Here is a 22567-nt window from a genome sequence, read left to right as displayed (position 1 = left end):
TACGTACTACACAAAAAAATGCATAGATACTGGAAATTATATATATGCATTTTATAACTATAACATAGGCAAAAAATAGAGTCAAACCTTTTTAGCTGAGAGTATATAGTAGCCTTTTTTCTTAACTATTACTTCTGCATTTCCAAAAAGCTGCTCTATTTTTTCCATGGCGGATGGAGCTCCCTGTTTCTTTTGGATGACTACCCACAACATTCCGCCTTTAGTTAAATATTCATAGCTCTGTTCAAAAATTTCATGAACAACCTTTTTCCCTGCCCGTATTGGCGGATTAGTCAGTATAGCAGCAAACCCCTGCTTTTTAACCGCTTCAAGCTGGTCGCTTTCATAGATTACAACATTATCGATGGCGTTGGCTCGGGCATTTTCCTTTGAAAGTTCAACCGCCCTGCTATTAATATCAACCATATGAACAGTTCGGCTGGGGTGGGCAGAGGCAATAGAAAGTCCAATTGGACCATAGCCACACCCAACATCCAAAATATCTCCATCAATTTCGTGATTTAGTTCAAATGTTTCTATAAGAAGCCGGGAACCAAAATCAACTTCGTTTTTGGAAAATACTCCACTGTCACTTTTAAAACGGAAATTCCGGCCCTTTAGCTCAAAATTCCAGTAAAGCGGTTTGCTTACTGTTTCGGGATTTTTAGAATAATAATGTTCTGTCAAGTCTTCTCCTCCTATCAAGAAAAGCACAAGCGCCCAGACAAAGGATGAACGGCTAGAGTCGCCACGTCCTGTGGCCACGCCGTTCTGAACCACGTCGAGTGGGCCTCCGACAAACATAAGACAAGTGCAGACGGAAGGCACTTTGCCTTCCGTAACAATTGGTTTATAACCAAGGTTGTGACGGCACTTGGTTACAACACTCGAGAGGCTGGGCGCTGGAGCTAGACAGTAGTTTATATTGAAGAAGTTACACTTTATTTACCGATTATATACACGGCATTAGAAGAATGTAAAAAGAGTTTGCTTGCCGGAGAGAAAACATAAAGGTTCCAAGCGAATGACTCAGCCGCGATAGCTAGATTACTAAACCATACATCTCCACCAAGCTTTATTTGCTTTTGAATTCGGCCACTCGGACCCAATTGTTTTGGAAGTCAAAAAAAGCCCGCTAAAGTAGCGAGCTTTTTTTATTTATGCAGCATTACTTAACTTCAACGCCAGCTCCAACTTCTTCAAGTTTAGCTTTGATTTCTTCAGCTTCTTCTTTAGAAGCGCCTTCTTTAACAGCTTTTGGAGTGTTGTCAACAAGGTCTTTTGCTTCTTTAAGACCAAGTCCTGTGATTTCACGAACAACCTTAATAACTTTGATTTTTTGGTCGCCTGCAGATGCAAGAATTACGTCAAATTCAGTTTGCTCTTCAGCAGCGCCGCCAGCAGCAGCTCCGCCCATCATTGCTACAGGAGCAGCAGCAGTTACACCAAACTCTTCTTCGATTGCTTTTACAAGGTCATTAAGTTCTAAAACAGTCATAGATTTAACTGCTTCAATGATTTGTTCTTTAGTCATTGTATAGTTCCTCCTTAAGGATATTGTTAGTTTATAGTTTTTTTAAAACGAAAGGTTAAAACTGAAAGTCAGCTTACGCGCCTTGTTCTTCTTTTTGGTCTGCAACAGCTTTTGCAGCAAGAGCAAGATTGCGAATTGGTGCTTGAAGCACGGAAAGTAGCATAGACAGCAAGCCTTCGCGTGATGGAAGATCGGCAAGTGCCTTAACTTCTTCAACAGTTGCAATGTTGCCTTCAATAACACCGGCTTTGATTTCAAGAGCCTCATGTTTCTTAGCGAAATCGTTAAGGATTTTCGCTGGTGCAACTACGTCTTCAGTTGAAAACGCGATTGCGTTTGGACCTGTTAGAGATTCGTTTAAACCAGAAAGTTCAGCGGCCTCAGTTGCACGGCGAGTCAATGTGTTTTTGTAAACTTTGAACTCAACGCCTGCGTCACGAAGCTGTTTACGAAGTTCAGTAACTTCTCCAACAGTCAATCCGCGGTAGTCAACTACGATCGTTGATTTGCTTGATTTAAATTTGTCAGCAATCTCTTCTACGATTTGTTTCTTTTGTTCAATAACGCTGCTCATCCTTACACCTCCTATTAGATTTGCTTGAAACACATCTATACCGTCCATAAAAAAGCCTTCATATCTAGCAGACATGAAGGCAGTAAAATCAAAATCATAGTCAAAGACTATATTATCGAAATTACCTCGGCAGGAAATTAAGCTCATAGTGAGCACCTACTGTCTACGGTACAAATGATATTCATTTATTAACAACAAAATCTATTATAACAATAATGACTTTGTAATGTCAAATTATTTTTTTGCAGTGAAAGAAGCAGGATCTACCTTTACACCAGGGCCCATTGTAGTAGTTACAGAGATGTTCTTCATGTAAGTTCCTTTTGCAGCCGCAGGCTTAGCTTTTTGCATTGTGTCGAAAATAGTAGTGAAGTTTTCAACAAGTTTGCTGTCTTCGAAAGATACTTTTCCAATTGGAACGTGGATGTTACCAGCTTTATCAACGCGGTATTCTACTTTACCAGCTTTGATTTCACCGATAGCTTTCGTAACGTCAAAAGTTACTGTTCCAGTTTTAGGGTTTGGCATTAAGCCTTTTGGTCCCAATACGCGACCAAGCTTACCAACTTCACCCATCATGTCTGGAGTAGCAACGATTACATCAAAATCAAACCAGCCTTGCTGGATTTTGTTGATGTAGTCAGTATCGCCTACGAAGTCAGCACCAGCTGCTTCAGCTTCTTTTGCTTTTTCACCTTTTGCGAATACTAATACACGCTGAGTTTTACCAGTTCCATTTGGAAGCACAACTGCTCCACGGATTTGCTGGTCAGCTTTCTTTGGATCTACTCCTAAACGGAAAGCAACTTCAACAGTCGCGTCAAATTTTGCATAGTTAGCTTTTTTTGCTAGTTCAACAGCTTCTCCTACGGAATAAGCTTGTGCTGCATCAATTAGCTTTGCAGCTTCTTGAAACTTTTTACCTTTTTTAGCCATGATATAAAATCCTCCTATATTGTGGTTTTAGCGGAATAACCTCCCACGAATAAAGGTTGCGATATTGTTAAAACACCGCAACCCCCGTAGCAAAACATTTACATCAGCACGGATTAGTCTTCGATAACGATTCCCATGCTGCGAGCAGTACCTTCAACCATACGCATTGCAGACTCAACGTTTGCAGCGTTTAGATCCGGCATTTTTTGTTCAGCAATCTCACGCACTTTATCACGCTTGACTGTCGCAACTTTATTACGGTTTGGCTCACCAGAACCTGACTCGATTCCAGCTGCAACCTTAAGCAATACTGCAGCAGGCGGAGTTTTCGTAATAAATGTAAATGAACGGTCTTCGAATACCGTGATTTCAACAGGGATAATTAGACCTGCTTGATCTGCTGTACGAGCGTTAAACTCCTTACAGAATCCCATGATGTTAACACCGGCTTGACCCAAAGCGGGACCAACTGGCGGTGCTGGATTCGCTTTACCTGCAGGAATTTGCAGCTTTACCATCTTAATTACTTTTTTAGCCACGGGACACACCTCCTTATTAAGTCCGTGATGTGGTAATAGGGTTTTTTTACCCTCCCACTCATATTAATTCTTTATATGTTAAATAAAGAATGTTTCAATAAAGTTCAGATCTCCCAATCGAGACATACTGACCTTTGAAATATTAACATTTTTTTAAAATGATTTCAAGTTTTTTCGGCTTATAATTTTTCAACCTGATCAAAATCAAGTTCTACCGGTGTATCGCGGCCGAACATATTCACCAATACTTTAACCTTTGACTTATCCTTATCAAGCTCTTCAACAGAGCCGGTGAAATTAGCGAATGGACCTTCCTTCACACGGACAGTCTCACCAAGCTCAAGATTAATTTCCATCCGTCTCTCTTCCATTCCCATCCTTTTGAGGACAAAATCAATTTCTTCCGGAAGAAGCGGAGTCGGCTTAGAACCGTGGCCTGCAGAACCAACAAAACCGGTAACTCCCGGCGTATTGCGGACCACATACCATGAATCGTCAGTCATGATAATTTCAACTAAAACATATCCAGGGAAAACTTTCTTTTTCAGCACTTTCTTCTTACCGTTTTTAACTTCGGTTTCTTCTTCTTCAGGGACTACAACGCGGAAAATTTTATCCTGCATGCCCATTGTTTCTACCCGTTTTTCTAGGTTAGTTTTTACCTTGTTCTCGTAACCGGAGTATGTGTGTACAACATACCAATTTTTTTCCATTCATTAGGACTCTTACGTCCTTCCCTCCCCTTACTCTATTTTGATATAGCTGCCCTGTATCGGGAATCCAATAGAACCATTACTTTCCACACAAGAAAAGCGCAAGCGCCCGGACAGAGGAACGTCGACTAAGGTCTGGCACGTCCTGCGCCAAACGTCGACGCCAGCACAGCTAGACATCAGCACTTGCCCAAAAAACACACACTTCCTCATGTGGTAAAAAAAGACAAATTAAAAAACCCGTCTCCGGGCTTTTCTATATAACACATATTATTCTATCACTATTATAACTGTTTTTTAAATCTCTTATTCAAGAACCAAGCGAATAATACTTGAAATTCCTAAATCAATAACAGCAAAAAAAACAGCCATGATCGTAACTGTAGTTAAAACAATGACCGTATATCTTGTAAGCTCCTTTTTTCTAGGCCAGCTTACCTTTTTCATCTCACGGCCGACACCGCCGAAGAAGTCGGTTAAGCGATTCATGATTGTAACCTCCAACCAGTAGGGATAGCACTGATAATCTATTAAGCAAACTTATTTTGTTTCTTTGTGAACCGTATGGGCATTGCAAGTACTGCAAAATTTCTTTATTTCCAAGCGTTCGGATTTCGTATCCTTGTTGCTTTCAGAACTGTAGTTTCTTGAACCGCATCCGGTACAAGACAGCACAATTTTCTTTCTCATATAATTACACCTGCCAAGCTTCTGTACGTCCTCAAAACTTTAACATGGCTTACTTTTATTGTCAACAACTAAAAGTGTAGCCCGGACATAGGAAGGAGGGCTAAATTCACTTTATTTTCTGCTTCAGAATATATCATTCTGTAAAAAAATGCCGTTGCTTCATCCGCTATTAAAAAACTTTCTTTGGAATAGCCGCTCTCTCCTTGCTACAGGCTGACCTCTCTTACTTCGAGGTATCGTTCCAGCTTTCTTTTAACCCGCTGGAGAGCGTTATCAATTGACTTGACATGGCGGTTTAATTCTTCAGAAATTTCCTGGTAGGATTGTCCATCAAGGTAAAGGGAAAGTACTTTCCTTTCCAAATCGCTTAACAGCTCCGACATCTTTAATTCGATATCGTCAAACTCTTCCTGGTTGATGATCAGCTCTTCCGGATCCATGATTTTGGCCCCGGAAATGATGTCCAGCAAGGTCCGGTCCGACTCTTCATCATAGATTGGCTTATCTAAGGAAACGTAGGAATTAAGAGGGATATGTTTTTGCCGGGTGGCTGTTTTAATCGCAGTAATAATTTGCCTTGTGATGCAAAGCTCAGCAAATGCCTTAAAGGAAGACAGCTTGTCCCCTTTATAGTCTCGAATTGCCTTGTAAAGGCCGATCATGCCTTCCTGAACGATATCTTCCCTATCGGCGCCAATTAAGAAATAGGTCCTGGCTTTTGCACGTACAAAGTTGCGGTATTTATGAATCAGATAATCAAGAGCCTCACTGTCGCCCTTATGTGCTAAATCCACAAGATTATCGTCTTCCAATTCTGCATACTTATCATTCAGCTTTACTTCGAAGTTCGCAACCACAAGTCAATCCCCCTGACCGTACACACATATAGAAACATTATACAGCAGTGAAAAATTCACCGTCAACCGCTCAGAGCTTCCCGCGGCGCCATTTTTCAAAAATTTCTGCCACTTCACTGCTAAGAGGGATTTTTGAGGCTGGCTTCTTTTCGATTGTCTTTTTTACGTTTTTCTCAATCTCTCCGTTAACATGATTCATCTCATCCAAGAGCTCCCGCGCTGATTTCCTGAGGGCCCCTTGTCCAAAAATAACCCATTGCTCTGTAAAATCAGAGGTCGCAACATGGATTTGAGTTTTAATATTATTCAAGTCAATTGCAAGCTTTTCAATCCGTTCATCTGCACTTTCATTTTCTCTGGTAAAAATAATTTCAACTTTATAATTTTTAAATTTTTTTTCTGTACCTGGAACGAAATGTGCATCAAAAACAATGATTACCCGGTATCCAGTATATGCTTGGTATTCAGCCATTCTTTCAATCAATCGGTCCCTGGCCGCTGAAAGATCATGATCCTTCAACGCTCTTAGCTCCGGCCAGGCCCCAATAATATTGTAACCGTCTACCAATAAGATGTTCATGCCGCTATTCCCCTAAAGGGTTTCTTTTTCGATAAACCTCATACATAAGCAGACTTGCTGCAACAGAAGCATTTAGCGAGGTTACTTTTCCTACCATTGGCATGCGGATTAAAAAATCGCATTTTTCCTTGATCAGGCGCCCCATTCCTTTTCCCTCGCTGCCTATGACAAGGCCGATTGGCATTTTCCCGTCCATATTTCTGTAATCATCTGTTCCCTTTGCATCCGTCCCGACAATCCATACACCGCGGCCTTTTAATTCCTCCACAGCCATTGCCATATTGGTGACCCTGACCACAGGAATGTATTCAATCGCCCCGGTGGAAGCTTTCGCAACTGTTGCAGTTAAACCAACAGCCCTGCGCTTTGGAATAATGATTCCATGGGCTCCTACCGCATCAGCCGTCCGCATAATTGATCCTAAGTTATGCGGATCTTCTATTTCATCCAGCAGCAGGAAGAAAGGTGCTTCATTCCTGGATTCGGCTCTCGCGAATAAATCATCCATCTCGGCATACGTATAAGCAGCGACATGGGCTACAACACCTTGGTGATTTCCTTCTGCCATTTGGTCAATTTTTCTTCGTGGAACTACTTGTACTAAAACATTGCGGTCCTTGGCCATGGCAATAAGCTGGCCCTGGCTCTTTTGCGAGCCTTCAGCAATCCAGATCTTATTGATTTCACGCTCAGACCGAAGTGCTTCAAGAACAGGATTTCTCCCTATGATATATTCTTCACTCATGGGTCATACCCCCTTTTCTTCTTCTAAAAATCGAATGGATGCCTCTATAATGGTTTCCATCCTCCCAATTCGCCCCGAGAGGTAAAGATATCCCATCAAAGCTTCAAAAGCAGTTCCATAACGGTATGTTTGCACATCTGTATTCTTAGGTACCGTGCCTGACTTCGCATTTCTCCCTCTTCGTACAACAGCCTTTTCTTCCTCTGAAAGATCACCGTTATCCAGGAGATAGTGAATTGCTTTGCTCTGAGCTTTCGCCGAAACAAAATTAGTAGCTTCTTTATGCAGCAGATTCGGCTTCACTCTGCCCTTTTGAAGCAGGTGATGCCGTATATATGTTTCATATACAGCATCACCCATATAAGCCAAAGCCAGGCTGTTCAGTACCTTTTCATCAACTTTATTTTCATAATGGAGCATTGTTATCCTCTTTTCCAGCGTGTACCTTGTGGTGTATCTTCAAGGATAATATTCATCGCTTTCAATTGGTCACGGATTTCATCAGACAACTGGAAATTCCGGTCTTTTCTTGCCTGTATCCGCTTTTCAATCAGAGCTTCAATTTCCGCATCCAATAATTGCTCAGTTTTAAGATTAAGGCCCAACACGCTAAACAGGTCCTCAAATTCTTTGATAAAGGCTTCGATTACTTCTATTTCTGTATTTTTTTCCATCAAGTAATAGTTAGCCAGCTTGGATAATTCGAATAAGACTGAAATTCCGTTTGCAGTATTAAAATCGTCGTCCATAGCCGTAATGAATTCCTGGTGCAGACTTTTAATTTTTTGCATCCATTCCTGTTGTGAATCCGTTAAGCCGGCACTTGCTTCAAGGCGGTGCTGTAAATTTTGGTAGGATGTTTTTATCCGGTCCAGTCCCGCTTTCATATCTGCCAATAACCCTTCGCTATAGTTAATTGGATGCCTGTAATGTACAGAAAGCATAAAGAACCGCAAAACCTGTGGATCATGGTGTTTAATAATGTCATGAACCAGGACAAAATTACCGAGGGACTTAGACATTTTTTCATTATCTATATTAATATACCCGTTATGCATCCAATATTTCGAGAACGTTTTGCCTGTTAATGCCTCTGATTGGGCAATTTCATTTTCATGGTGAGGAAACGTTAAATCCTGGCCTCCCGCATGAATGTCAATCGTATCTCCAAGATATTTCCGTACCATTGCCGAGCATTCAATATGCCAGCCCGGCCGGCCTTGGCCCCACGGGCTATCCCAAGAGATTTCTCCATCTTTAGCGGCTTTCCAGAGGGCAAAATCAAGAGCGTCCTGCTTTTTCTCCCCGATTTCAATTCTCGCGCCCACTCTTAGTTCATCAACGGATTGATGAGACAGCTTGCCGTATTCGTCAAATTTACGGGTTCTGTAGTATACATCCCCTTCTGATTCGTAGGCAAACCCCTTTTCAATCAGGGCTGAAATAAATTCTATAATTATATCCATATTTTCCATAACTGTCGGGTGAGTATCGGCCCGTTTGCAGCCGAGTGCGCTAACATCTTCGAAATAAGCCTCTATAAACCGCTTTGAAATGGATGGCACATCCTCGCCAAGCTCTTTAGCGGCACGGATCAGCTTATCATCAACATCGGTAAAGTTAGATACGTATTTAACCTCATAGCCTCGGTATTCCAGGTACCGGCGTACTGTATCATAAACGATAGCAGGTCTTGCATTTCCTATATGAATATAATTATAGACTGTCGGGCCGCAGACATACATTTTTACTTTTCCTTCTTCTAAAGGCGTAAATTCTTCTTTTTGTCTGGTTAACGTATTAAACAGTTTAATTGCCAACTTTATGGCCCCTTTCTATTTTTACCTTTTCCAATTCCTTTTTTAATAAAGCGATTTCTGTTTCCAATACTCTAAACCGGTCTCCGGTTGGATCTGGAAGATCGCAATGATTTAAATCTTTTCCTACCTTTACTCCATCCCTGATAACCACCTTGCCTGGTATTCCAACAACAGTCGAGTTGGCAGGCACTTCCTTCAATACTACTGAACCGGCACCTACTTTAGAATTTTCTCCAACTATAATCGATCCCAACACCTTGGCTCCTGTTGCAATCAGAACATTATCCTTAATAGTTGGGTGGCGTTTTCCTTTTTCTTTTCCAGTACCGCCTAATGTTACACCCTGAAACACCGTCACATTATCACCGATTTCACATGTCTCCCCAATGACCACACCCATGCCATGGTCAATAAAAAAGCGGCGGCCAATGGTAGCACCAGGGTGGATTTCAATACCGGTAAAAAAGCGGCTTATCTGTGAAATAGCCCTTGCAAGGAAAAAAAACTTCCGTCTGTAGAATGCATGAGCAAGTCTATGGCTCCATATTGCATGTAAACCTGAGTATGTCAGAATTACCTCTAAATAACTGCGGGCAGCGGGATCTTGGTCAAAGACCACTTCTATATCTTCCTTTAACATTTTAAACACGCTTTCTCCCCTCCTGGTTCCTTCATTTGTAGTATTTGAGATAAAAATCGGGCAACAAAAAAAACGCCTCTGCAAAAGACAGAGACGCTTATCGGCGCGGTTCCACTCTGTTTGAAATGTATGCCCTGCTGCCGGATCAATCCGGATAACTTAGCTTCCATTCCCAACTTAACCCTGTAACGGCGGGTGCCGCCTTAGCCTACTTCCCTAAAAAAGCATTTTCAGCTAAAGACTCAGAGGTGCATTTCAGAAACGAGGGGCTTAAACCACTTTCAGCAAAATGTGGTTCTCTCTAAAAGCTTCGTTGTCCTACTTCTCCTCATCAACGCATTATCATTGTAAGATTAATTAATACTATATTATATTTCCCTGAAAATGTTAACTTAAAATTGTTTTCAGGCGCTGTCCGATTTTTTCTTTACCCAGCAGGGAAATAGCCTTAGGCAAATCCGGCCCGTGTGTTTGCCCGGTAGCCGCAGCACGGATTGGCATAAACAGCTTCTTGCCCTTTTGGCCTGTGCTCTTTTGTACCGCTTTTATGGCTGCTTTGATTTCCTCAGCGGAGAAGTCTTCCAGGTTCTCAATTTCCTGAAGGAAGGCGCGCATTACTTCAGGCACCTGTTCCTCAGCGAGAACTTCCTTCGCTTCTTCTTCATATTCCAATTCATCTCTGAAAAATAATTCAGATAACCCTACGATTTCCGCTCCGTAGCTCATTTGCTCCTGATACAGATCAATCAGGCTGCGTACCCACTCTGCTTCCCGGGTGTCGATATTTGCAGATACCTTGCCTGCCTTAACCAAGTGAGGCAAAGCTATTTCAACAGCCCGGTCCAGTTCAAGCTGCTTGACATATTGGTTGTTCATCCAAGCCAGCTTTTGCTGATCAAATAGCGCAGGAGATTTTGACAATCGGTCTGCATCAAAAATCTTGATGAATTCTTCCTTCGAGAAGATTTCTTCTTCTCCGGCAGGTGACCACCCCAGCAAGGCGATGAAATTAAATAGGGCTTCCGGGACATAGCCCAACTCTTCATATTGTTCGATAAACTGAATAATTGATTCATCCCGCTTGCTTAACTTTTTCCGGCTTTCATTTACTATAAGAGTCATATGTCCGAAAATCGGCGGCTCCCATCCAAACGCCTCATAAATCATCAGCTGCTTTGGCGTGTTGGAGATATGGTCATCCCCCCGCAGCACATGTGAAATTTTCATTAAGTGGTCATCTGCAGCTACAGCAAAGTTGTACGTAGGAATACCATCTTTTTTCACGATAACAAAATCACCAATACCGTCGGATTCAAACGCCACTTCATCCTTAACCATGTCATTAAATTGATAGGTTTTTCCAGCTGGAACGAGGAACCGGATGCTTGGCTTTCGCCCTTCCGCTTCCAGTCTGCTCCGGTCTTCTGGAGTCAAATGACGGCATTTCCCTGAGTATTGCGGAGTTTCATTTTTTGCCATCTGTGCTTCGCGCTCGGCTTCAAGTTCTTCTTCCGTACAGTAGCATTTATAAGCAAGGCCTTTTTCAAGAAGCTCGCTATAAAGCTTTTCATACATATCAATCCGTTCGGATTGGCGATACGGACCATACTCTCCACCGACATCAATGCTTTCATCCCAATCCATTCCCAGCCATTTTAAATACTTAAGCTGGCTTTCCTCACCGCCTGCAATATTGCGCTTTAAATCGGTATCTTCAATCCGGATAATAAATTTACCGCCTTTATTGCGGGCAAATAAATAGTTAAATAATGCTGTCCGTGCATTCCCAATATGTAAATGTCCTGTAGGACTTGGTGCATAACGAACACGAATTTCACTGTTCATGTATTGATCCTCCTAAGATACATCTCTTATCTTTTTCGCGGATAGGAAAGTACAAAAATTTTGCTAAGTAAAAGAGTAATTTCCTGCTTTCCATCCGCATACAGCGGAACCACAGGCTAAGTTTGCCACGTCCTGCGGCAAATCCTGTGCGACCCACATCGTGCGGGCCTCAACTACGCCTCTGTCTTCGCCTTACAGGCTCGGCAATCAGCGAGTTTTTCTAATCTAACGTACATTTTAACATCGAAAGTCCTTAGAATAAAGGATTGCTTGTGCTAGTTTTCTTTCATTAGCAGCACGGCAGCCTGGGAAGCAATTCCTTCGCCGCGGCCGGTAAATCCCAGCTTTTCAGTTGTCGTGGCCTTAACATTGATCTGGCTCTCTGAAGCCTCAAGCAATTCGGCAATGCGCTCTTTCATTTTTCCAATATAGGGAGCCATCTTAGGTGCTTGTGCGATGATGGTGCAATCTATATTGCCCAGGACAAAGCCCTGATCTTTGACAAGCTTCCACACATGCTGAAGCAATTTAGCCGAGTCAGCATCCTTAAACTCGGGATCAGTATCAGGAAAATGCTTGCCAATATCCCCCGCTCCAATTGCCCCAAGGCAGGCGTCCGCTATTGTATGCAATAACACATCAGCATCCGAGTGCCCAAGCAGCCCTTTTTCATACGGAATAGTAATCCCCCCGATAATCAAAGGGCGGCCTTCTGTTAATTGATGTACATCAAATCCCTGGCCGATCCGAAACATCTGTCTCACTCCATTTCCTAAAAGACATGAAAGTATAACTTTTTCAACATACATTGGTGTCTAGCTCCAGCGCCCAGCCTCTCGAGGTCATAAGCCAATCCTTTACAGAAGGCAAAAAACACCTTCTTCCAAGGCTCATCTTGTGCTTAGGCCCACGGGATGTGGGTCAGAACGGCGTTGTCACCGGACAAGGAATGCATCGGCAGCTATACATCGCACGAAACAAAGCGTCAGCTTTGTGAGGAAGTGGCGAACTTAGCCGTTCATCCTTGGAAGGAGGATGTGCTGGCGTCAACGTTTGGCACAATACGGAGGCTGTAACGGGTTAAAGTTACAACCCTGCCGAACCTTAGTCGACGTTCCTCTGATCAGGGCGCTTGCGTATTTCTTATTACCTTTGATTTTTTCGGAGAATTGCTTCTGCAAAATACAAATCCTCCTGTGTAGTAATTTTGATATTATCATAATCACCTTCAACAATAACAACCTTTTCACCGATTCTTTCTAAAAGGCTGGCATCGTCCGTCCCTAAATAGCCTGCTTTTTCAGCTTCCTCATGCGCCCGCTTGAGAATTGAAAAGCGAAAAGCCTGTGGGGTTTGAACAGCCCACAAGCTAGAACGCTCTACGGTTTCTTCCACCGTGTTATTCATTGCTTTTTTAATCGTATCTTTCACCGGAACCCCTGGAATGGCACCCCCATGCTGGAAAGCGGCCTTTGTTAGTTCCGATATTAAAGTCCTATTAATGAAAGGCCTGGCCCCATCGTGAACGAGCACAAATTCCGAAGCTGAAACGTGTTGGAGGCCGTTTCGTACGCTCTGCTGGCGTTCTTGTCCACCAGAAATGAACTTGATCGCCTTTCTAAGCTGGTAGGTATCGATAATGGATTGAAAGATTGCTTCTTCCTCCGGGTTAATAGTAAGAATAATCCCCAGGCAATCAGGATCTTCCTCAAATATCCGAAGTGTGTATACAATAATGGGCACATTGGAGAGCTCGATAAAAAGCTTGTTCCTGCCAGCCTTCATTCTTTTCCCCTGACCGGCTGCAGGGATAATCACTTCATAACGCATCCAATTCTCTCCACCTTTTTACTTGCATTGGACCCGTGCTATCAGTCCTGTTTATAGCGCTTTTTCCAAAAGCTTCGGCTTAGCAAAGATCATCCGGCCTGCTGATGTCTGTAACACACTAGTCACAAGCACATCTATGCGTTTGCCAATATGATCACGTCCGCCCTCAACGACGATCATTGTGCCATCATCAAGATAAGCTACGCCCTGATTCTGTTCTTTTCCATCCTTAATCACCTGGACGTTCATTTCTTCTCCCGGAAGGACAACAGGCTTGACAGCATTCGCAAGATCATTGATATTCAAAACGGCAACATTTTGAAATTCGCACACCTTATTCAGATTGAAATCATTTGTAACCAATATCCCATTTGTGATTTTTGCCAGCTTGACAAGCTTGCTGTCTACTTCCTGAATGTCTTCAAAATCCCCTTCATACATTTCCACCTTAACCGCCAATTCCTTTTGGATGCGGTTTAGGATATCCAGTCCTCTTCGACCTCTATTTCGTTTTAGTGCATCAGAAGAATCTGCAATATGCTGAAGTTCAGCCAGAACAAATTGCGGAATAACGATCGTCCCTTCAAGGAAACCAGTCTGGCAAATATCCGCAATCCTGCCGTCGATGATTACACTTGTATCAAGGATTTTAATCTTTGAACTGTCCGTCTCGGCGGCATCTTCAGTTTCATGGTTTTTCTTTTTAGCATTTTTTGAGAAAAGAGATAATAATTCATCCCGTTTCTTGAAACCGACCTGGAACCCAAGATAACCGAATAGCAGCGTTAGCAAAATAGGCGCAACAGTATTGAAGACCGGCACCTGAATAGCGTTTAAGGCAAACCCTACCAGGAAAGCGGCAAATAAACCGACCATCAAACCGACACTGCCAAATATGATGTCTGTAATCGGCGCTTTAACCAGAAGTTCTTCTATCCATTTTATAAAGTGCTCGACATGGTCTACTGCCCAAAAAGTCAAAAGATAAAATATAATTCCGCCCAAAATACCAGTTACATAAGGATTGTTTATAATTGCAATATCATCTGCATGGACTAAAGTTAATAATTCTGGAATAAGAAAAATACCGAGTGTCCCACCTGTTATTAAAAAGCATGCCTGTATAATGCGTTTTAACATCCTTTCACCTCCTTTTAATCATTATAAACAAATAATTTAAAAAGAAACCCGATTTCACTATGTTTTTATATTTGTTAGCGTAATGGCTCAGTCAACCTAGCCTGCCCTACAAAAACTTTGTCAATCAAAGCCAATCTCTGAAATCCAACGAAATGACTCTATGGCACGATAATTTTTTCACCAACGTGATAAAAAGCCAAATGATATATATCCAGCAGTGAAGATTACTGCAGCTGTGTAATGGAAGGGTGCTCTTCCCTATGTCAGCTGTTAATTTAAGCCTAGCACCCTTATAATTTAGTGTCAAAATTTATACACCGTATTTTACCAAAAGATTGGAAAAGAAGGATTCATTCACTACAGAAAATAAGAGGGAGGAGTACGTTACATTTTGGTCTCCGCAAGCAGCTGGATTCTTAACTGTCTTAAGCCTTCCTTTATTTTGCGTGCTCGCACTTCCCCAATGCCTTCTACTTCATCCAATTCTGCAACGGAAGCACCCATAACATTGGTCAAATTTTCAAATTGGAGAACCAGATTTTCGATAATCAGACCGGGAAGGCGGGGGATTTTATGAAGAATTCTGTAACCGCGCGGCATAATACTTTCATCCAAATGTATGTACCCGTTATATCCAAGTATCTTCATTAAAATATGATCATCTGGCATTTCCTGCTGCGAAAGCTCTTGAAGCCGAACAATTACTTCCCTTGTATTGATGGACTTTTCAAAGGCATAATCCTTAATAATCAGGCTTCCTTCCTCCTCCAGATCAGCCAGTAGCTCGTTCATTTGGAGACGGATTAAACGCCCTTCAGTCCCCAGTTCATTCAAATAGGAACTTAATTCTCCCTTAATGCGCAAGACCATAGTGTAGCGGTGAAAAACTTTTAGTAAATCTGTATAGGTCACAAGCTCTTCAAACTCCAGAAGCCCCAGTTCTATTATGCTTTGGTTTAGTACAGATTTGTATTTTTCAAGTGTTTGGATTGCCAGATTAGCTTTGGACAGAATTACAGCAATATCTTTTAAAGCGTATCGAAAATTTCCCTGATATAGCGTAATTACGTTCCTTCTTTGTGATATCGCTATAACCAAGGCCTTTGTTTCTTTTGCTGCCCGTTCCGCTGTCCTATGCCGCATTCCCGTCTCTGTCGAAGGGATCATAGTATCGGGAGCAAGCTGCGCATTAGCAAGGATGATTCTTTCTCCAGTTTCGTTTAAAATAATAGCTCCATCCATCTTTGCCAGCTCATATAGGTTGTTGGGAGTGCAGGTGCAGGAAATGGTAAAACCGCCATCCACAATGGCTTTAACCCGTTCATTATAACCAACGACAATCAGCCCGCCCGTATTCGCCCTAAGGACATTATCAATACCCTCTCTTAAAGGGCTTCCGGGTGCGACCAGCTGTAAAATATCGGATTTCTTTTTTTCATATGCCTTTTTATCGGTCATAATTACCCTCCCAAAGCATGCCGAAGTGCTTCCGACACAGTTGAGACTCCTATAATTTCAACGCCTTTCGGTGCCGTCCAGCCGCCAAGATTATTGGCAGGAAGGATAACCCGTTCAAAGCCAAGCTTAACGGCTTCCTGCACACGCTGTTCGATTCTTGATACCCTTCTTACTTCCCCAGTTAAACCAACTTCCCCAATAATACAATCCGTCTGGCGGGTGGGTTTGTCACGGAAGCTTGAGGCGATACTGACAGCCACCGCCAGATCAATAGCAGGTTCATCCAGCTTCACTCCGCCCGCAACCTTCAAATAGGCATCCTGATTCTGCAGTAAAAGCCCCACCCGTTTTTCCAGCACAGCCATCAGCAAAGGCACCCGATTATGATCAATTCCGGTAGCCATTCTCCTCGGATTACCGAAGCTTGTCGGTGAAATCAGCGCCTGAATTTCAACGAGGACTGGGCGGGTTCCTTCCATGGAGGCGACTACAGTTGAACCAGCAGCTCCTTGAGATCGTTCCTCGAGGAAAATTTCTGATGGATTTTCGACCTCTTCCAAACCGCCTTCCTTCATTTCAAAAATCCCCATTTCATTAGTGGATCCAAAACGATTTTTAACAGCGCGTAGAATCCGGTACGTATGATGCCTTTCCCCTTCAAAGTAAAGAACTGTATCCACCATGTGCTCAAGCAGCCTTGGTCCCGCAATGGCTCCTTCTTTGGTCACATGCCCCACAATAAAAATGGCAATTCCCCGTGTTTTGGCAATTCTCATGAGAGTCGCTGTACATTCACGAACCTGGGATACACTTCCCGGAGCGGAGGTTACTTCTGATTGAAAAACAGTTTGGATGGAATCAATAATTACTAAATCCGGCTGAACTTCATCAATGCCCTGCTGGATAAAATCCATATCTGTTTCCGAAAACACGTATAACTGATCCGATGATACCCCAAGGCGGTCTGCTCTAAGCTTCGTTTGTTTAACCGATTCTTCTCCAGATATATAAAGCACCCTCTGTTGTTTCCTAGCAAGCTGAGAAGAAACCTGCAGCAAAAGGGTAGACTTTCCGATTCCCGGATCACCGCCGATTAATACAAGTGACCCTGGAACAATTCCGCCGCCAAGCGCCCTGTTCAGCTCTCGTAAATCAGTTTTTATACGGGGTTCCTGTGAAGCTTCTACCTTTGTTATTGGTTCAGCCTTCTGCCGAACCGCTGCTCCAGCAGCATCCGAATGTGTAAAGGCTCCCCTTCTAGATGGCTTGACGATTTCCACTTCTTCAACCATCTTATTCCATTCACCACAGCCCGGACATTTCCCCATCCATTTGGCAGATTCATATCCGCACGATTGACAAACAAAACTCGTCTTCTTTTTTACCATTATTTCTACCTCTTTTTGTGCAATTCTTTCATTCTTTAGAAATGCCTGATGTAAAGTTAATTAAACATGTTCTGCCTTTAATCCTTCCTGCTGTTAAAACAAAAAAAGAGGCTGACCCATTGAATAGATCCTAACCCCTCCATCACAATAATAAAGCCGGCGTACCAGACATTATTTTTTGTGATGGGCAAGGGTCAGGCGATAGTCGGGCGCCTCTTTTGCAAAAATGTTATTTTATTTAGCTACAGAGGACTCTTGTACCGGCCTAGCCTTAAAGTTGCCATCCTCAACATCAACTAACACGTTCTGTCCTTTTTGGATATTTCCTCTCAGCAGCTCTTCAGAGAGATGATCCTCAATATGCTTTTGAAGCGCACGGCGCAGCGGGCGGGCACCATATTCCAGATCAAACCCTTCCTCGACAATTTTCTCTTTGGCCGCATCGGAAAGCTCAAGATGAATATCCTGCTCTTTTAAACGCTTTGTCAACTGCTCAGATAAGAGTGTAACGATATCTTTAAGATGTTTCTTTTCAAGAGAGTGGAATACAATTGTTTCGTCAATCCGGTTAAGGAATTCAGGGCGGAAAGCCTTTTTCAGCTCTTCCATTACTTTCCCTTTCATATCCTTATAATCCTGGCTCTCATCCTGGATATTGAAACCAACATATTTATTGCGCTTCAGCACATCTGCACCAACATTAGATGTCATGATTAAAAGCGTATTTCGGAAGTCCACTGTACGTCCTTTTGAATCAGTCAGCCTTCCATCCTCTAAAACTTGAAGAAGGATATTAAATACATCAGGATGAGCTTTTTCAATTTCGTCAAGCAGAACAACAGAATATGGCTTTCTTCTTACCTTTTCAGTCAATTGTCCGCCTTCATCATAACCCACATATCCAGGAGGGGATCCTACTAACCGTGAAGTTGAATGCTTCTCCATGTACTCGGACATATCGATGCGGATCATAGCATCTTCATCACCAAAAATAGACTCAGCAAGCGCCCGTGCAAGCTCCGTCTTACCCACACCAGTTGGTCCAAGGAAGATAAATGACCCGATAGGCCGTTTAGGATCTTTTAGACCTGCCCTGGCGCGGCGTACTGCTTTCGCAACTGCCTTAACCGCTTCTTCCTGTCCAATAACACGGGAGTGCAGCAGTTCTTCCATATTTAACAGCTTATCTGTTTCCGTTTGCGCCAGGCGAGTTACAGGCACACCAGTCCAGCTGGAGACAACATTTGCAATATCATCTACTGTTACTTCGCTATTTTCCTGTCCCTGCTTTTCTTTCCATGTTTTCTTTGTTTCTTCTAACTGTTCTCTCAGGCGTTGCTCAGTATCACGTAAAGAAGCGGCCTTTTCAAACTCCTGGCTTTGTACAGAGGCATCCTTTTCCTTACGTACTTCCTCTAGTTTCAGCTCAAGCTCCTTCAAGTTTGGAGGTGTTGTATAAGAACGAAGGCGAACTTTGGATCCGGCTTCATCAATCAAGTCAATCGCCTTATCAGGAAGGAAACGGTCAGAAATATAACGGTCAGAAAGCTTTACAGCAGCCTCAATCGCTTCATCAGTGATGGAAACACGATGATGTGCCTCATATCTGTCCCGAAGGCCTTGAAGAATTTGAATGGATTCCTCAGCTGTTGGTTCATCCACACGGATAGGCTGGAAACGACGTTCTAGGGCAGCATCCTTTTCAATGTACTTTCTATATTCATCCAAAGTAGTCGCACCGATACATTGCAGCTCGCCGCGTGCTAGCGATGGCTTTAAAATGTTAGAAGCATCAATGGCACCTTCAGCACCGCCTGCTCCGATTAATGTATGGAGCTCATCAATAAATAAAATAATATTTCCGGCTTGCCGGATTTCATCCATTACCTTTTTCAAACGATCCTCAAATTCACCGCGGTATTTTGTACCCGCTACAACTGTACCCATATCAAGCGTCATAACACGCTTGTCACGGAGAATTTCAGGCACCTCGTTATTGATAATCTGCTGTGCCAGCCCTTCAGCAATAGCTGTTTTACCCACACCCGGTTCGCCGATCAGTACCGGATTGTTTTTCGTACGACGGCTTAAAACCTCGATTACACGCTGGATTTCCTTGCTTCTTCCGATGACAGGGTCAAGGCTTCCTTCCCGTGCAATTGCAGTCAAATCACGTGCTAGGCTGTCAAGAGTTGGTGTACTTGCAGCTGCAGATGAATTTCCTTGATGTCCTCCTGCTTCGTTACTCCCAAGCAGTTGCAGGACTTGCTGTCTCGCTTTATTTAGACTTACACCAAGGTTGTTGAGCACTCTGGCTGCTACACCTTCTCCTTCACGGATAAGGCCTAAAAGAACATGCTCTGTACCGACATAGGAGTGTCCAAGCTTTCTAGCTTCATCCATTGACAGTTCAATAACTTTTTTAGCTCTTGGCGTATAATGAATAGTTTGGGCAGTGTCCTGACCCCGTCCAATCAAGTTTTCTACTTCTTTCTGGATCTTTTCAGCACCTAGCCCTAGAGCGTACAAAGCCTTCGCAGCAATACCCTCTCCCTCTCGAACTAAGCCGAGCAAGATATGTTCTGTACCGATATTATTATGACCTAAACGGATTGCTTCTTCCTGTGCTAATGCCAATACTTTTTGAGCTCTCTCAGTAAAACGGCCAAACATCATAGTATAGTTTCCTCCTTGCTTATTTTTCATTTATATCTAGATTTAAGCGCTCACGAATTAACGTGGCACGGCGAATATCCCGTTCATACGGTCTCAGTGCTCCTCCGGCATACTGTTGCAGAAAACCGGGCTGTGTGAAAATAATTAACTCACTGAGAATATTTTTGCTAACATTATTGATATAGCCTAAATCAATACCCAGCCTTAAGTCGGACAAGCATTTCGCGGCTTCTTTCGTTTCGATTGTCCGTGCATTCGTTAAAATTCCAAAAGAGCGATATACCCTATCTTCTAATTGTATGTTGGATGTTTTAACTAATGCTTCCCTTGCGGACCTTTCTTGAGCAATAATTTGCTGGACAACGCTTGTTAAATCTTCAGCGATATCCTCTTCAGATTTGCCAAGTGTAATTTGGTTGGAAAACTGAAAAATATTGCCTAATGCTTCGCTTCCTTCCCCGTAAATACCCCTTACGACGAGACCTAACTGATTAATTGCCGGTATAATACGGTTCATCTGGTGAGTTAGTACCAGTCCTGGCAAATGCATCATCACTGAGGCCCGCAACCCCGTCCCTGCGTTAGTTGGGCAGCTAGTTAAATAGCCAAAGTCTTCATCAAAAGCGTAATCTACCTGCTTTTCAATCCAATCGTCCATTCTATTCGCCATTTGCAAAGCTTCCGGCAGCTGCAAACCTGGCAGCAGGCATTGAATCCTGATATGGTCCTCCTCATTGATCATGATGCTAACCTTCTCATCCTTAGATAAGAGGCAAGCGCCATATAGCGAGTCTTCTGCCAGATGAGGACTTATGGCGTGCTTCTCAACAAGCACTCTTTTTTCTAACGGCTGCAGAGTATTCATGTTAAGGAGTTCCAGGTTTCCAACTTCCGGAGCATCTTCTTTTTCGAGTCTGCTATTTACCAGTTTGATTATTTGCTGGGCTTCGTCATGAGCCAGTAAGGTAGGAAATTTATAGTCTCTGAAATTCCGGGCCAGCCGAACTCTTGAGCTTAGTACAATATCAGAGTCAGGTCCCTCTTCATTCATCCAGGAACTCATTGCTTGCTTGAGAAAATCCTCTACACTCATGACTCTTCGCCCCCTTCATGACCCTTTTTCATGGATTTTTCGAGGGAGCGTATCTCATCGCGCAGCTCTGCAGCTTTCTCAAACTCTTCGTTGTCGATAGCATCTTTAAGTATTTGTTTCAGGTCATCCATTTTCTTTCGAAGGTGAATGCCTCCCCCAAGTCTTTCCGGAATTTTGCCGATATGCGCTGTGTTTCCGCCATGAAGTCTTTTTAAAACTGGATTTAATTGGTCTTTAAAAGTTTCATAACATTGGGCACAGCCAAATTTTCCAGCCTGAGTAAACTCATTAAAAGTCAAATTGCACCCTGGGCATTGAACTTCTTGACTCTTTGTTATTGTCTTGGGGTTGGAATGCTGGAAAACCGGATCCATATTAAACAAACCAGCCAGCAAATTATTAATTGAAAAGCTCCCTCCTCCGTTGAACATAAACATTTCGCCTTTTTCCTGAGCACACTTTTCACAAATGTGCTCTTCCGTTTTCTCCCCGTTAACTATCTTCGTAAAGTGCAGGGTTGCCGGTCTCTGGTTACATTCTTGGCAAATCACAAAAATCACCTCTGCAGATCTTTATTTATATTTTAGAGCCGTTAGCATCGCTTTTAAAATTCTTGACCTTAATTCATCCCGCTGCGGCAATTCTAAATAAATTACCGACCGGTCCATCACGCTCAACATAATTTTGGCTTCTCTTTCACTGATTATCTCTTCATTTACCAGCCGTACAATCACATCTTCTGCACTAGACTGAGCAACCCGGGTTCCAATAATAGAAAGCAACTGATCAATCAGTTCAGCGTAATCATAGGATTGAACCTTCATAATCCTGATATATCCCCCGCCGCCGCGTTTGCTCTCTACCATATATCCTCGTTCCATAGTAAACCGGGTATTGATTACATAATTAATTTGAGAAGGGACGCATTGAAATTTATCAGCTATCTCACTGCGTTTAATTTCCAGTATTTCCTTCTCACTCATATCCAATATCTGTTTAAGATAATTTTCAATAATATCAGATATGTTTCTCACCATCTCCCCCCCAATCTGACTTTGACTATATTTGACTAATATTATACATCTAGATATATTTTTTGCAACTAATCCGTCTTGATTTTTCCATCTTTGGTGATATACCTATCTTCTCCATATTTTATGTATTTTAATATCAATCTGCTGCCTTTTATTTTTCTCTTATCTTGTTAATACCCAAAATACTTGGGTTAAAACCTCAGCTGCAAATCACGACGTAGACCGCTTAACGAAACCATGATGTAGTCCTCATTCTTGGCACTCTTTGTCATATACCTGAATTTGTCGGCATTTGGTTAAATATTTTTACCCGCATAGATTATTTTATCAACTAAATTTACTTAAAGAACGCAAAAAACGACCAGCTTTTCAGCTGATCGTTCGTTTGCCTGGCAACGTCCTACTCTCACAGGGGGAATCCCCCAACTACCATCGGCGCTGAAGAGCTTAACTTCCGTGTTCGGGATGGGAACGG

Annotated in this window: 25 protein-coding genes, 1 rRNA gene and 2 other annotated features; of the genes, 1 reads left to right on the top strand and 25 read right to left on the bottom strand. The window is 42.7% G+C overall.

What is annotated here, in order from left to right:
* Nucleotides 1-81 precede the first annotated feature (81 nt).
* The 16 genes from CVD28_RS21975 to ispF all read right to left on the bottom strand — a co-directional run bounded on the left by CVD28_RS21975 (nt 82) and on the right by ispF (nt 12228).
* On the bottom strand, nt 82-687 hold the full coding sequence (locus tag CVD28_RS21975; RefSeq protein WP_101596783.1) for a class I SAM-dependent methyltransferase: 606 nt from the start codon (nt 685-687) through the stop codon (nt 82-84).
* Between the two features lie 481 nt (nt 688-1168).
* Nucleotides 1169-1534: a 50S ribosomal protein L7/L12 gene (gene rplL / locus CVD28_RS21970; protein ID WP_101596646.1), complete on the bottom strand. Its 366-nt coding sequence runs from the start codon at nt 1532-1534 to the stop codon at nt 1169-1171.
* A 73-nt stretch (nt 1535-1607) separates the two neighbouring features.
* Nucleotides 1608-2108 carry a 50S ribosomal protein L10 gene (gene rplJ, locus CVD28_RS21965; RefSeq protein WP_101596643.1) on the bottom strand — a complete coding sequence of 167 codons (501 nt, stop codon included), beginning with the start codon at nt 2106-2108 and terminating at the stop codon, nt 1608-1610.
* A gap of 40 nt (nt 2109-2148) precedes the next feature.
* Nucleotides 2149-2295 (bottom strand) — a sequence feature (ribosomal protein L10 leader region).
* A 47-nt stretch (nt 2296-2342) separates the two neighbouring features.
* Entirely contained in the window at nt 2343-3044 is a 702-nt protein-coding gene (gene rplA / locus CVD28_RS21960) for a 50S ribosomal protein L1 (RefSeq protein ID WP_101596640.1), read from the bottom strand.
* Between the two features lie 113 nt (nt 3045-3157).
* Complete coding sequence (rplK, locus tag CVD28_RS21955) at nt 3158-3583, bottom strand: 50S ribosomal protein L11 (protein WP_142384812.1); 426 nt, start codon at nt 3581-3583, stop codon at nt 3158-3160.
* Nucleotides 3584-3762: 179 nt separating this feature from the next.
* Nucleotides 3763-4296: a transcription termination/antitermination protein NusG gene (gene nusG / locus CVD28_RS21950; RefSeq protein WP_101596636.1), complete on the bottom strand. Its 534-nt coding sequence runs from the start codon at nt 4294-4296 to the stop codon at nt 3763-3765.
* A 306-nt stretch (nt 4297-4602) separates the two neighbouring features.
* Nucleotides 4603-4785: a preprotein translocase subunit SecE gene (secE, locus tag CVD28_RS21945; RefSeq protein WP_101596634.1), complete on the bottom strand. Its 183-nt coding sequence runs from the start codon at nt 4783-4785 to the stop codon at nt 4603-4605.
* 51 nt (nt 4786-4836) lie between these two features.
* Nucleotides 4837-4986 (bottom strand): 50S ribosomal protein L33, encoded by a 150-nt coding sequence (rpmG, locus tag CVD28_RS21940; protein ID WP_101596632.1) that lies wholly within the window; start codon nt 4984-4986, stop codon nt 4837-4839.
* Between the two features lie 206 nt (nt 4987-5192).
* The gene (sigH, locus tag CVD28_RS21935) at nt 5193-5819 is read right to left on the bottom strand and encodes an RNA polymerase sporulation sigma factor SigH (RefSeq protein WP_374702561.1); all 627 of its coding nucleotides are present in this window, start codon (nt 5817-5819) and stop codon (nt 5193-5195) included.
* A 94-nt stretch (nt 5820-5913) separates the two neighbouring features.
* Entirely contained in the window at nt 5914-6423 is a 510-nt protein-coding gene (locus CVD28_RS21930) for an NYN domain-containing protein (RefSeq protein WP_101596627.1), read from the bottom strand.
* Nucleotides 6424-6427: 4 nt separating this feature from the next.
* Nucleotides 6428-7168 (bottom strand): 23S rRNA (guanosine(2251)-2'-O)-methyltransferase RlmB, encoded by a 741-nt coding sequence (gene rlmB / locus CVD28_RS21925; protein WP_101596624.1) that lies wholly within the window; start codon nt 7166-7168, stop codon nt 6428-6430.
* 3 nt (nt 7169-7171) lie between these two features.
* Nucleotides 7172-7588, bottom strand: coding sequence for a Mini-ribonuclease 3 (locus tag CVD28_RS21920; protein ID WP_101596622.1), 417 nt, complete (start codon nt 7586-7588; stop codon nt 7172-7174).
* A gap of 2 nt (nt 7589-7590) precedes the next feature.
* Nucleotides 7591-8988 (bottom strand): cysteine--tRNA ligase, encoded by a 1398-nt coding sequence (gene cysS, locus CVD28_RS21915; RefSeq protein ID WP_101596619.1) that lies wholly within the window; start codon nt 8986-8988, stop codon nt 7591-7593.
* Nucleotides 8978-9679: a serine O-acetyltransferase gene (gene cysE / locus CVD28_RS21910; RefSeq protein WP_257985953.1), complete on the bottom strand. Its 702-nt coding sequence runs from the start codon at nt 9677-9679 to the stop codon at nt 8978-8980. Before cysE ends, cysS begins: the two co-directional genes overlap by 11 nt.
* A gap of 35 nt (nt 9680-9714) precedes the next feature.
* Nucleotides 9715-9972, bottom strand: a binding site (T-box leader).
* Between the two features lie 43 nt (nt 9973-10015).
* Nucleotides 10016-11473 carry a glutamate--tRNA ligase gene (gene gltX, locus CVD28_RS21905; protein WP_101596613.1) on the bottom strand — a complete coding sequence of 486 codons (1458 nt, stop codon included), beginning with the start codon at nt 11471-11473 and terminating at the stop codon, nt 10016-10018.
* Between the two features lie 275 nt (nt 11474-11748).
* Nucleotides 11749-12228, bottom strand: a complete 480-nt coding sequence (gene ispF, locus CVD28_RS21900; RefSeq protein ID WP_101596781.1) for a 2-C-methyl-D-erythritol 2,4-cyclodiphosphate synthase — start codon at nt 12226-12228, stop codon at nt 11749-11751.
* Between the two features lie 177 nt (nt 12229-12405).
* Between ispF and CVD28_RS28295 the strand changes: the two genes are divergently transcribed.
* The gene (locus CVD28_RS28295; protein WP_180954272.1) at nt 12406-12549 is read left to right on the top strand and encodes a hypothetical protein; all 144 of its coding nucleotides are present in this window, start codon (nt 12406-12408) and stop codon (nt 12547-12549) included.
* Between the two features lie 70 nt (nt 12550-12619).
* On the opposite strand, the gene ispD is transcribed toward CVD28_RS28295, so the two are convergent.
* The 9 genes from ispD to rrf form a co-directional block, all read right to left on the bottom strand.
* Nucleotides 12620-13303, bottom strand: coding sequence for a 2-C-methyl-D-erythritol 4-phosphate cytidylyltransferase (ispD, locus tag CVD28_RS21895; RefSeq protein ID WP_101596611.1), 684 nt, complete (start codon nt 13301-13303; stop codon nt 12620-12622).
* A gap of 51 nt (nt 13304-13354) precedes the next feature.
* Nucleotides 13355-14443, bottom strand: a complete 1089-nt coding sequence (locus CVD28_RS21890) for a PIN/TRAM domain-containing protein (protein ID WP_101596609.1) — start codon at nt 14441-14443, stop codon at nt 13355-13357.
* A 384-nt stretch (nt 14444-14827) separates the two neighbouring features.
* Nucleotides 14828-15901, bottom strand: coding sequence for a DNA integrity scanning diadenylate cyclase DisA (gene disA, locus CVD28_RS21885; protein ID WP_101596607.1), 1074 nt, complete (start codon nt 15899-15901; stop codon nt 14828-14830).
* A gap of 2 nt (nt 15902-15903) precedes the next feature.
* Nucleotides 15904-17289 (bottom strand): DNA repair protein RadA, encoded by a 1386-nt coding sequence (gene radA, locus CVD28_RS21880; RefSeq protein ID WP_101596604.1) that lies wholly within the window; start codon nt 17287-17289, stop codon nt 15904-15906.
* A 234-nt stretch (nt 17290-17523) separates the two neighbouring features.
* Nucleotides 17524-19965 carry an ATP-dependent protease ATP-binding subunit ClpC gene (gene clpC / locus CVD28_RS21875; RefSeq protein WP_101596601.1) on the bottom strand — a complete coding sequence of 814 codons (2442 nt, stop codon included), beginning with the start codon at nt 19963-19965 and terminating at the stop codon, nt 17524-17526.
* Between the two features lie 19 nt (nt 19966-19984).
* Nucleotides 19985-21058 (bottom strand): protein arginine kinase, encoded by a 1074-nt coding sequence (locus tag CVD28_RS21870; RefSeq protein ID WP_101596598.1) that lies wholly within the window; start codon nt 21056-21058, stop codon nt 19985-19987.
* Nucleotides 21055-21609 carry a UvrB/UvrC motif-containing protein gene (locus CVD28_RS21865; protein WP_101596594.1) on the bottom strand — a complete coding sequence of 185 codons (555 nt, stop codon included), beginning with the start codon at nt 21607-21609 and terminating at the stop codon, nt 21055-21057. The genes CVD28_RS21870 and CVD28_RS21865 overlap by 4 nt, the downstream gene beginning before the upstream one ends.
* Before the next feature lie 21 nt (nt 21610-21630).
* Nucleotides 21631-22095 carry a CtsR family transcriptional regulator gene (locus CVD28_RS21860; RefSeq protein WP_180954271.1) on the bottom strand — a complete coding sequence of 155 codons (465 nt, stop codon included), beginning with the start codon at nt 22093-22095 and terminating at the stop codon, nt 21631-21633.
* A 384-nt stretch (nt 22096-22479) separates the two neighbouring features.
* Nucleotides 22480-22567 (bottom strand): 5S ribosomal RNA (gene rrf, locus CVD28_RS21855); the annotation flags it as partial.

Origin of the sequence: Bacillus sp. M6-12, from assembly GCF_002860285.1 — a bacterium.
In the GTDB taxonomy this organism is placed as follows: Bacteria; Bacillota; Bacilli; order Bacillales; family DSM-1321; genus Peribacillus.
This window is presented reverse-complemented; position numbering and strand designations above follow the sequence as displayed.